This is a genomic window from Streptomyces sp. CBMA152 (assembly GCF_014596475.1).
In the GTDB taxonomy this organism is placed as follows: Bacteria; Actinomycetota; Actinomycetes; order Streptomycetales; family Streptomycetaceae; genus Streptomyces.
On sequence record NZ_MECJ01000009.1, the window covers coordinates 184559 to 195066 of the forward strand.

The 10508-nt window shown below is 73.1% G+C and carries 1 protein-coding gene (cut by a window edge); it reads right to left on the reverse strand.

The genetic code is table 11. The features are described 5' to 3' along the window. Nucleotides 1–10482, reverse strand: partial view of an SDR family NAD(P)-dependent oxidoreductase gene (locus BG418_RS39730; RefSeq protein ID WP_223184546.1) — the 5' portion only. Its footprint begins 3255 nt before the window's first position; 10482 of the gene's 13737 nt are visible here — the first part of the coding sequence; it begins with the start codon at nucleotides 10480–10482; the stop codon falls past the left edge of the window. Between the last annotated feature and the right edge of the window lie 26 nt (nucleotides 10483–10508).

The window sequence follows — 10508 nt, forward strand, 5'->3', positions numbered from 1 at the left end:
GCCGGTGAGCGGACCGTGGGCGTCCTCGATATACGCGATCAGCCGGTCCACCGCCGCGCAGTCGGTGACGTCCGCCCGCCGGTGCTCGACGCGCAGCCCGGCCGCCCGCAGGGCGTCAAGCGCGCGCGACTGCTCCGCGTCCAGCGGGGAGCGGCCGGTGAGGATGACCGTGGCGTGCTCGACGCCGTCGGCTATCTCACGCGCCGCGACGAGACCGAGGGCTCCGGCCCCGCCGGTGATCAGATAGACGCCGCCGGTGCGCCACGGCGCCGCCGCCGGGCGTGCGGGCGCGACTTCGTCCAGGCGCCGCACGTACCGTCGCCCGTCCCGGTACCGCACCTCGGGCTCGGCCGCGCGACCCGCCTCGGCGAGCAGCCGGGCGGCGACGGCCTCAGCCTCGGCCCCGTCCAGGCAGTCGAGGTATTGGGTACGCAGCCGGGGGTTCTCCAACTGGGCGGTCCTCAGCAGCCCGGTGAGGCCTGTGAAGCACTCCGCGGCGCCGCCGCTGCCCACCAGGACCACCTGGAGCAGCACCGGTCGGCGCGGGCCGCCCGCCAGGAGCTCACCAATCCGGGCGAACACCTGCCGGGTGACGTCCATGTACTGAGCATCCAGCGCCCCCTCGCCCTGCTCGACCACCTCGAAGGTGGTCGTTCCGGCGAGCTCGGACGCGTACGCGTCGCGCGCGGCGGCGTCGAGCGAGCCGATCAGGACGACATGGTGCTCGGCGTACTCCTCGGACCCGGCCGCATCCGTTGCGGCGGCCTCATCCCACACCGGCCGCAGAAGCAGCAGCTCGTCGCGGCGGGGCCGGGCCGTTACGTCCACCGCGTCGTCGGCGTCGAGCCAGTGGCGCTCGCGGGCGAACGGGTAGCCCGGCAGGCTGATACGCCGCACCGGCGCGCCCGTCCCGCGCAGCTGCGCCCAGTCGACCGCGAGGCCACGCACCCAGCGGGCCAGGACCTCGTCGTACTGCCCCTGATCCCACCAGGCGCGCACGGTCTCGGCGCTCTCGCGCGGCACGTCGCCGTCGGGCCGTACGGTCCCGCGCAGCCGGGTTCCGGGTACGGCGGGGTCGGTGACGAAGGCGTCCAGGTGCCGCTTGAGGGACTCGATCGAGGTCGCCGTGAAGGCGAGCCGCTCGTCGAGCGCGACACGGCCGCTCTGGAGCGTCCAGGCGACGGCCGCGAGTTCGGCATCGTCCAACTCATCAGCGCGGGCCAGCAGTTGGCGAGCCTGCTGGACGAGCTGCTGCTCGCTCATCGCGGACAGCACCACGGCCACCGGCCGGGTCTCCCCGGCTGGCACCTCGCGGTGCGCGGCCTCCGGCTCGTACTCGGCGAGGATCACATGGGCGTTGGAGCCGCCCGCGCCGAAACTCGACACCCCAGCCACGCGCGGCAGTTCATGCTCCTCGCCGCCGACGGTCAGCGTCGGGCGGTGCCACGGCTCCAGGTGCTGCTGGACCCGCAACGGCGTCCGCTCGAAGTCGATGTGCGGGTTGGGCACGGCCGAGTGCAGGCTCGGCACCAGCTCGCGGTGCTTGAGCTGGAGCAGCACCTTGGTGACCGCGGCGATGCCCGCCGCGCTCTCGCAGTGGCCGATGTTGGACTTGACCGAGCCGATCGCCAGGCTCTGCGGCAGCGCGCCGTCACCTGCCGTGCGGAACGCCTTCACCAGGCCCGCGATCTCGATCGGGTCGCCGAGCGCGGTGCCGGTGCCATGGGCTTCGAGGTAGCTCAGCGCCGCCGGGGAGACCTCGGCCTCGGCCAGCGCCGCCGCGATGACCTCGCCCTGCGCCACCGGGCTCGGCACGGAGAAGCCGTGGGTGCGGCCGCCGTGGTTGAGCGCGGTGCCCTTGATGACGGCGTGGATGTGGTCGCCGTCCGCGATCGCCCGGTCCAGGGGCTTCAGCAGGACCGCGCCGACGCCCTCGCCGGGCACATAGCCGTCGCCGCCCTCGCCGAAGCTGCGACAGCGGCCGTCGCTCGCCGTGAACTTACCCTGACTGAGCATCAGGTACTTGTTGGGGTGAACGCTGACGTTCACGCCACCCGCCACCGCCGATGCGCACTGACCGCTGCGGATCGCCTCGCAGGCGAGGTGGATCGCGGTCAGCGACGACGAGCACATGGTGTCCACGGCCATGCTCGGCCCGTGGAAGTCGTAGAAGTACGAGACGCGGTTGGCGATGGACGAGGGGCTGCCCGACAGGGCGACGTGCTGCCCGCGTGCCTGCGCCTGTGCGCCGTGGAGCTGGTACTCCTCGTACATCACACCGACGAACACCCCCACCTTGCCGGCCGGGGCCAGGTTCGCACCGGTGTATCCAGCGTCCTCCAGGGTGTGGTGCACGCACTGGAGGAACAGCCGCTCCTGCGGGTCCAGGTACTCGGCCTCGCGCGGCGAGATGTGGAAGAACAGCGGGTCGAACCGGTCGACGCCGTCGAGGAATCCGCCCCACTTGCCACCCGGGTGCTCCCGGTGGTCCCAGCGACTCTGCGGGACCTCACGGATGCAGTCGCGGCCCAGGCGCAGGTTCTGCCAGAAGGCGTCGAGGTCCTCAGACTCCGGATAGCGCCCGCTCACGCCAACGATGGCGATGTCGGTGCGCCCACGCGAGGCACGGGGCTCACCACTGGGCTTGACCGGGGCGGCGGACGCGGACGGGGTCAGCGGCTCGGCACCGAACGCGCCGAGGACCGCCCGCACCTGCTCCGGGTACTCGGCCAGGAAGTGCTCGCTCAGCGCCCTGATGGTGCGCACCTCGAAGAACAGCGTCTTGGACAGCGGTCCGAACGGCCCTTCGAGGTGGCGGGTGAGCTCCATCGCCATCAAGGAGTCCATGCCGTAGTGCTCCAGCGGGGTGTCCACGTCCAGCCGCTCAGGAGCGACTTCGAGCGCGGCCGCCAACTGCTCGCGGAGGTAGTCGAGGGCACGGTCGGCGGACGGCGCGTCGGTGGATGCGGTCACCGGCGCCGCCTGCGCACGTGGTGCGGGCGCGGGCCGCTCACCGGGGACGCCCGGGAGCACCCGGGCGCTCAGCCCGGTCAGCTCCACGCACACCTGGCCGCGCTCGTCGAGGATGCTCACGTCGAGCTTGGAGGAGGCGGCGTCGGGGCGGCTGCCGTCCTGGTGGCGGATCCAGGCGTACGCCGTCGCGGGGGTCGGGCCCGCAACCGTCAGACCCTGCAGGGCGAAGGGCAACGCGGGCCGCCCGGCCTGCTCGGTGCGCGCCCCGGCACTCAGGCCGAGGCCGATCGTGGCCTGGAGGGCGCCGTCGACGATGCTCGGGTGCAGCCGGTAGCGGTCCACCGGTTCGGCCGCCGCCGGAAGGCGCAGCTCGGCCAGGACCTGCGGCCGCCCCTCGCCGTCGGTGCCCACGCCGAGGCCCGCGAGGGAGCGGTGGGCCGGGCCGTACTCCATGCCGACCTTCGCGTACAGGTCGTACAGGTCCTCGGCCGTGAACGCGGCCTCGGCGCAGTGCGCGCGCAGTTCGGCAAGGAGCGGCGGACGGCTCTCGGTGCCGCCGCTCACGCTCGCCCGGCCCTGGCTGCACAGGGTGCGCTCGCCGTCGCCGTCGACGCCGTGGATGGCGTACTCGTACGCGCCCGTGCTCTCAACGGGCTTGCGCACCGTGACGCGCAGGTCGAGGCCGTCCGGCCCGCACAGCGCGGGGCGCAGCCACACGACGTCGGACAGCCGGACGCGGTCGGCGTGCTCCGGGCCGATCACCCGGGCGAGCGCGGCACGCGCCATCTCCAGGTGCGCGGCGCCGGGCAGCACCCGGCCGCCCTGGACGCGGTGGTCGCGCAGGAACGGCTCGCTGCCGTCGAAGCGCGACTCGTACGCCTCGGCTCCGTCGGCGTCGCCGGACGCGGCCCGGTGCAGCAGCGGGTGCGGACGGGCCGGTGTGGACGGGCGGCGGGTGCGGCCCGCCCAGTAGCGCTCGTCGGCGAAGGGGTACGTGGGCAGGCCGAGGCGCTCCGGGCGGGCGCCCGGGGCGTACAGCCGCTGCCAGTCGACCGGGTGCCCGCCGGCCCACTCGGCCAGCACCCGGGTGTTGTCCCGGGCGTCCAGCCAGGCGTGCGAATCGGCGAGGCGTGCGGTGTCGCGCCCGGCGGCCTGCGGGGCGCGGCGGGGCGCGGAGCCCCGGTGCCAGCCGTCCGCCACGCCGTCGAGGAGGCCGGCGAGCCGGTCGCGCAGCTCCGCCACCGAGGTGACGGCCACGGCGAGCCGCTCCTCCATGGCGTCACGGCCGGTCTGCAGCGTGTGGGCGAGGGCGGGGAGTTGAGCGTCCGTCACCTGGTGTTCCCTCAGGTGGCCGAGCAGGTCCCGGACCCGGCCGGTGAGCTGCTCATCCGTACGGGCCGACAGTACGACCAGGGCCGGACGGCTCCCGGCCGCCTCCTGCCGGGGCTCGCCGCCCCGGTACTCCTCCAGCACGACGTGGGCGTTCACCCCGCCGAACCCGAACGAGCTGACACCGGCGCGGCGCGGTACGTCGGCGCCGTCGGCGTCTCGCAGCCGCCGCCAGGGCGTCCGCTCGCGCACGACATGGAAGGGGCCTTCCGCGAGGTCCAGATACGGGTTGAGCTCCGCACAGTGCAGGCTCTCGACCAGTTCGCCGTGCTTCATCTGCAGCAGCGTCTTGATCACCCCGGCCACGCCCGCGGCCAGTTCGAGGTGCCCGATGTTGCTCTTGACCGAGCCGATGGCGCACCGAGCGGGCTCGCCCAGGCTGTCGGGCGCCTCCTCGGCGAGCGCGGCGAAGGCGCTCTTGAGGCCGCCGAACTCAACGGGGTCGCCCAGCTCGGTGCCGGTGCCGTGCGCCTCGACGTACGTCACGGTGCGCGGGTCGATCCCGGCCTGGCGGTAGGCGGACTTGAGGAGTTCGGCCTGCGCCTGCGGGTTGGGGGCGGTGAGCGAGTGGGCCCGGCCGCCGTGGTTCTCGGCGCTGGCGCGGATGACGCCGTGGATGCGGTCGCCGTCGCGCTCGGCCGCGGCGAGCGGCTTCAGGACGAGGATGCCCACGCCCTCGCCGCGCACATAGCCGTCGGCGCCCGCCGCGAACGTCTTGCAGCGGCCGTCCTCGCTGAGCATGCCGGCCCGGCTGTAACTGATGTGCAGATCGGGACTGACGATGGTGTTCACGCCGCCCACCAGGGCGAGTCCGCTCGCGCCCGAGCGCAACAGCTCGACCGCGCGGTGCAGGGCAACCAGCGAGCTGGAGCAGGCGGTCTCGACCGGCTCGCTGGGGCCGTGCAGATCCAGCAGATAGCTGACCCGGTTGGGACCGACGGAACCGGAGACCCCGGTGGCCGCGTACCCGTCCTCGCCCTGCTGTTCCTTCAGCACCAGGCTGCCGTAGCCGCTGGGCGCGGTGCCGACGAGCACGGCGGTGTCGGAGCCGGCCAGGCTCGACGGCGCGAGCCCGGCGTCCTCCAGGGCGTTCCATACATGGGTGAGCAGCAGCCGCTGCTGCGGGTCCATGGCGGTGGCCTCGCGCGGCGAGATGCCGAAGAAGAGCGGGTCGAAGCGGTCGACGGCGTCAAGGAAGCCGCCCCAGCGCACGTGCCGCCTGTTCGCGGGCGTGGCAGGGTCCTCGTGCATCGCCCGCCAGTCCCAGCGGTCCTCGGGGATCTGCGTGATGCAGTCCTTGCCGTCGCGCAGGTTCTCCCAGAAGGCCGCGAGATCGGGCGCCTGGGGGAAGCTGCCGCTCATGCCGATGATGGCGATGGGCTCGGCGGGGCCGGTGGGGGCCGTGTCGTGGGGTGCGGTGTCCTCGGACGGGGCGGCGGGTGCGGGCGTGTGCACAGGCTTCGGCGCCGTCCGCCGCTCGCCGTGGACGCGCGCCATCTGCGGCGCGTACGCGTCGACGAGGTGCGCCGCCAGGCTGCCCACGGTCCGGTACTCGAAGAACACGGTGGGGGCCAGCGCCAGACCGTGCCGCTCGTTCAGCCGGTTCGCCAACTCGGTCAAACTGATCGAATCAAACCCGTACTCCCCCAACTCACCATCCGCGTCGATCTCTTCGATGGGCACGTTGAGCTGGGCGGACATCTCGGCGACCAGGACGTCGTGGGTCACGGCCAGGAGATCGACGTCGGCCGGGGAGGCGGCCGAGGCCGCAGCCGTGTGCCCCTGTGCCGCCAGGTGTTCCGCCAAGCGGCGCGGTGTCGCGTACTCGAAGAACACGGTGGGGGCCAGGCCCAGACCGTGCCGCTCGTTCAGCCGGTTCGCCAACTCGGTCAAACTGATCGAATCAAACCCGTACTCCCCCAACTCACCATCCGCGTCGATCTCTTCGACGGGGACCTTGAGCTGGGCGGACATCTCGGCGACGAGCAGCTCCTCCCACTCCGACGGCGTCGGTCCGCTCGCCGACTGCGGCTGCGGCTCCGTTGCCGTGGTGATCAGCGCCGAGAGCCGCGCCAGCAGTCGCTCGCGGTCGCCGCACAGGACCAGCGTCCGCTCCCGGCCCGAGGCGATGGCCGCGTCCAGGGCGCCCAGGCCGTCACGGGTGGCCAGCGGGGCGACCCCGAGCTGAGCCAGCCGGTCGAGCCCGGCCGTATCCAGATGCATCCCACCGTCCGCCCACAGCGGCCAGCCGATGCTCATGGCGCGGCCGGATCGGCGTCCCTGGGCGGCCAGTTCGTTGCGGTGGGCGGCATACGCGTCGAGGAAACCGTTGGCCGCGGCGTAGTCGGCCTGCCCGGGGTTGCCGAGCGCGGCCACCGTGGACGAGAAGGAGAGCAGCAGGTCGAGCGGCTGGTCCCGGGTGGCCTCGTCGAGGTGGACGAGGCCAGCGACCTTGGGCGCGAGCACGGCCCGTACGTCGTCGTCCGCCTTCCCGGCGACCAGCCCGTCCCGCAGCACGCCCGCGCAGTGCACGATGCCGTGGATCGCACCGTGGCGCGCAACCACCTCGCCGACGAGCGCGTCCACGACGGCACGGTCGGCGATGTCGGCCCGCTCGTACGTGACGGTCACGCCCGGCCGGGCCAGGGCGGCGAGGGTGCGGCGGGCGGCCGCGTCAGGGGCGGAGCGGCCGACGAGGACGAGCGTGCCCTCGCCGATGCTTTCGGCGATCTCGCGGGCGAGGGCGAGGCCGAGCCCACCGAGACCACCGGTGATCAGATACACGCCGCCGGCACGCCACGGCGTGGCCAACGCACCTTGAGCGGAGGGCAGTTCGGCCAGGCGACGCACCAGACGCACACCATCGGCCTGGCGTACCTCCGGCTCGTAACCGTCGCCCGCGCACTCGCCGACGAGCCGGGCCAGGGCGTCGGCCGACAGCGGATCCGCCGACTCCACGCACTGCGTGCGCAGCCGGGGGTGCTCCAGGCTCACGGTGCGCAGCAGCCCGGAGACGCCCGCGAGCACGCGGGACTCCCCCGATCCCGCCACGACCACCTGGAGCAGGCCCTCGCAGGCCGCGCCGCGGCCCCGCACGTCGGCGAGGAGCGAGCGGGTCAGCCGCAGGTAGTCCGCGTCGAGGGTGTCGGCGCCGGTCGTGAGCGTCCGTACGGTGGTGGCGCGGGGCAGCCGGTCGCGCACCGCGTCCGCGAGGGTGTCGTCGATGCCGTCTCCGACAAGCCAGACGGTGTGTTCGCCGGGGACGGCCGCGGCGGCGGACGGCCGCGCGGGCTCCCAGCGCGGTTCCAGCCACAGCGGCTCACCGGCCACCGGAGCGGCGTCGCGGGCCGGTTCGACGGTGGGGCCCGCGAGCCAGTACGAGTCCGTCGCGAACGGGTACGTCGGCAGTGAGGTCCGGGCCGGGCGGCCCGCCTCGAAGAGCGCGCCGAACGACGGGGTGCGCCCCTGTACGTACTCCTCGGCGAGCGATTCCAGGTGGCGCCGGTCCAGCTCGTCGGACGCGCTCGTGGGCACGGTCGACCGGTTGCCCACCGTGCGCTCCGGCTTGCGGTCGCCGGTGCGGACCGACGGATCAGCACCGGTCTCCAGCCAGGTACGCAGGGCGCGGGCCACGTCGCCGGGCGCGCCGGCGACCAGGGCGAGGCGGTGGCGGAAGTGCTTGCGGCCGAGCAGCAGCGTGTGGCTCAGCGCGCGCAGGCTCTGCGCCGGGTCGGCGTCCAGGTGTGCGAGGAGCTGCCGTGCCTGCCGGTCGAGCTGGTCGGCGGTGCGTGCGGACAGGGTGATCAGCCGGTCACCCGGCTCGTCGGCCGCTACGGCGACCGGCGGGGCCTCGGCGACCACGAGATGGGCGTTGGTGCCGCTGTAGCCGAATGAACTCACCGCCGCCATACGGGCGTTGGCAGCGCGCTCCGGCCAGTCGCGCACCTCGGTGTTGACGTAGAACGGGGTGCCGCTCAAGTCGATGTGCTCGTTGAGCCGGTCGTACTGGATCGTCGGCGGCAGCGTCCTGTGCTTGAGGGCGAGCACGGCCTTGAGGGTGCTGGCGACTCCGGCGGCGCAGGCGCTGTGGCCGATGTTGCTCTTGACCGAGCCGATCGCGCAGTAGCCGCGCTCCTCGGTGTGCGCGCCGAAGCTCCCGGCCAGGCCGTCGATCTCCACCGGGTCGCCGAGCGCGGTGCCCGTGCCGTGCGCCTCGACGAGCCGGATGTCCGCCGGGTCGATGCCGAACCTGTCGTACACCCGCCGCTGGAGCTGGGTCTGTGCCTCGGCGTTGGGGGCGGTGATGCCGTTGGACCTGCCGTCCTGGTTGACGCCCCAGCCCTTGATCACGGCGTGGATGCGGTCGCCGTGGGCCTGCGCGTCGGTGAGCCGCTTGAGCAGCAGGACGCCGACGCCCTCGGCCGGGACGAACCCGTTGGCGCCCTCATCAAAGGCGTGGCAGCGGCCGTCCGGGGAGAGCGCGCGCAACTGGCTCATCGCCACGTGGACGCCGGGGCCGGGGATGACCCAGACACCGCCCGCCAGCGCCGTGTCGCTGTCGCCGAGCACCAGGCTGTCGCAGGCGGCGGCGATCGCCACCAGCGACGACGAGCACGAGGTGTCGATCGACAGGCAGGGCCCCTTGAGGTTCAGGGTGTAGGAGATCCGGCTGGCCAGGATCGCGCTGTTGCTGCCGAGGTTCTGATGGGCGCTCAGCTCGGTCTCGTCGAGCCGTCCGCCGTAGCCGTTGACCGAGCAGCCGACGAAGACACCGCACTGGGTGCCGGAGAGGGCCTCCGGGTTGTACCCGGCCTCCTCGACGCACCGCCAGCTCTCCTGCAGCAGCACCCGCTGCTGCGGGTCCATGTACTCCGCCTCGCCGGGCGAGATGCCGAAGAACAGCGGGTCGAAGCGGTCGGCGTGCTCCAGCACGCCCATCCACTTGCTGTACGACTTGCCGGGCGTGCCGGGCCGCTCGTCGTAGAACGTCTCGACGGACCACCGCGAGTCGGGCACCTCGGAGACGCAGTCGCGCCCCTCGACGATGTTCCGCCAGAACTCGTCCAGGTTCTCCGCCTTGGGGAAGGCGCCGGACATCCCGACGACGGCGATGTCGACGAGGCCGACGGCCGGGCGGGGGGTGAGAGTGGAAGCGGGGGCGGGGGCGGGTGCCGGTGCGGATACGCGTACGGGTTCGGGCTCCGGCTCCGGCTCCGGCTCGACGGTCGCCTCGACCACCGGCACGTCGACCACCGCCGGCTCGGCCGGTAGCGCCGCCCGCTGCTCGTCCGCGAGGTACGCGGCAAGTGCGGCGACGGTCGGGTGGCCGTACACCGTGGTCGCCGAGAGCGACAGCTCAAGGCGGGTGTTGATGGACCGCGTCCAGGTGACGCCGGTGATGGAGTCCAGGCCCAGCTCGACGAACGGCGTCTCGTCGTCGAGGTCGGCCTCGTCCAGTTCCAGCTCCTTGGCGAGGCTCGCGCGTAGCCAGGAGGCGAGCACGGCACGCTCTTCGTCACCAGCGCCGCCCTCGTGCGCGGACTCCGGGGCGGGAGCGGGGGCCGAGGTGGGAGTGGGGGCCGGGGCCGCGGCCTCCTCGGCCGCCGTCGGCGTACCCGTACCGCCCAGGCATTCCACCAGATGCTCGGCCAGTTCGGCAATCGTCGGGTGGCTGTAGACCTGCGTCGCGGAGAGCGACAGCTGGAAGTGCGTGTTCAGCTTGCGGGTCCAGGTGACGCCGGTGATGGAGTCCAGGCCCAGCTCGACGAACGGCGCGTCGTCGTCGATGTCCGGCTCCGCGAGCTCCAGCTCGTCGGCCAGGCTCTGCCGCAGGTACGAGGCCACCTGGGCAGCCGAAGACCGAGGGCTCGTGACACTCATCAGATCTCCCATGGCGCCCTGGATGAGGGCGGCCAGCTCGCCGAACGTGGGGTGACCGCATACCTCGGCCACAGTGAGGGAAAGCCCGAAGGTTTGGTTGACCTCGCGCAGCCACACGGCGCAGCTGATCGAGTCGAGCCCCAGCTCCACGAGGGCAACACTGTCGGAGCTGGTGGCCAGATCGGTTCCCAGGACGCCGCTCAGCGTCTCTCGCAAGAACCGTTGCAGGTCACGCTTCATCGGGATCTTAGTACCTGTTTCTCGGT